The following is a 1387-nucleotide window of genomic DNA, read 5'->3' as shown; positions in this document are numbered from 1 at the left end:
CCGCCTGCTCGGCGGCCGCGGGGGTGGTCGGACCTGCGTCGCCCGACCCGCCGGTGGGCTCGGGGGCGTCCACCGAGTCGTCGTCGACCTCCACGCTGGGCGGCAGTGTGCCGTACAGCGTCGCCGAGTCGCGCTCGACGTTGAGCACCTGGGCGCGGGGCCCCCGGTGCGTGGGGAGGTCGAGGGTCTTGGAGGCGAGGTTCGCCACGGTCGGGGCGTTGGCCACGCCGACCTCGACAAAACACTCGATGCCCAGACCGCCGCGCTCGATCGGCGTGAACAGCAACTCCTGGGTCTCGATCCAGCGGACCGGGCTGGCGAACTGCCAGGCCAGGAGCTCCACCAGGAGGAGGCGTCCCAGGCGCGTCGGGGTGGCGGACCACGAATCCCAGTCCGCGAGGACCTCCGCGAGGGAGTCGGCCGGCACGAGGTCCGCGATCTCCTGCACGAAGTCGCGCTCGAGACTGAACAGACGCGGCACGAGGTTGGGGATGTAGCGGCCCACGAGCACCGAGATGTCGATGTCGTGCGGGATCAGCGCGTCGAGGGTGGCCCGGAAGTCCGGGACGCCGCCGCGCAGGACGGTGGAGTGGAAGGGCACGTCGATGCCGGGCACCAGGATGAAGGCGTTCTTGCCCCCGGACCGCTCGAGCTCCCGCTCGACGGCCTTCTCCAGGGCCTTGCAGCCGGCGACGGTGCCGGCCAGCGCGTACTGCGAGCCCGCGAGGTTGTAGTTGACGATCTCGATGAACTCACCGGACTCTTCGGCCACGCCGGCCACCCAGTCCACGACCTCGTCGTCACCGATCCCCATCTGGGACGGCCGGATCGCGGCCATCCGGTAGTCGGACCGCCCCTCGGCATCGCGCGGGACGAGCTCGTGCATGGTCGATCCGCGCTGGAAGACGATCTCCAGCAGCGGCTCGAGCTCCAGCGTCCCGGAGATGGCGGCCAGGGCGTCGTACTCGCCGATCGAGTGGCCGGCGTAGTAGGCGCCGTCGACGAACAACCCGTCCGCCTCCAGCTCGGCGCGCTGCGCCACCGCGAGGCACGCCATCGCGACCTGGGTGAACTGCGTCAGGTACAGCACGCCGTCGGGGTGCCGGTGGACGGTGCCCCGGACGGTCACCTCCGTGGGATTGTCGCGGACGAGCGCCAGGATCGAGAAGCCGAGCGCCTTCCGGGTGTGCGCGTCGGCGCGGTCCCAGATCTCGCGGGCGGCGGGGCAGCGGGTGCGCCCCTCCATGCCCATCCCCTTGGCCTGGATGCCCTGGCCGGGGAAGGCGTAGACGGTTCGCGGGGCCTCGGTCAGCGCGGTGGCGGCCATGACGGTGGCCCCGTCGACCGTGCAGGTGACCTCGAGGACCTGGCCGCCGGCGAACCGCCC

The 1387-nt window shown here is 72.0% G+C and carries 1 protein-coding gene; it reads right to left on the bottom strand.

Going from position 1 to position 1387, the window contains the following annotated elements; genetic code table 11:
- A partial coding sequence (locus G6026_RS13615; RefSeq protein ID WP_182613481.1) for an ACP S-malonyltransferase occupies positions 1–1387 on the bottom strand: 1387 nt, incomplete at both ends.

Origin of the sequence: Dietzia sp. DQ11-38-2, assembly GCF_014145055.1 — a bacterium.
Lineage (GTDB): Bacteria > Actinomycetota > Actinomycetes > Mycobacteriales > Mycobacteriaceae > Dietzia.
The sequence above is the reverse complement of the archived record's forward strand: the minus strand, read 5'-3'. Positions and strand labels throughout refer to the sequence as shown.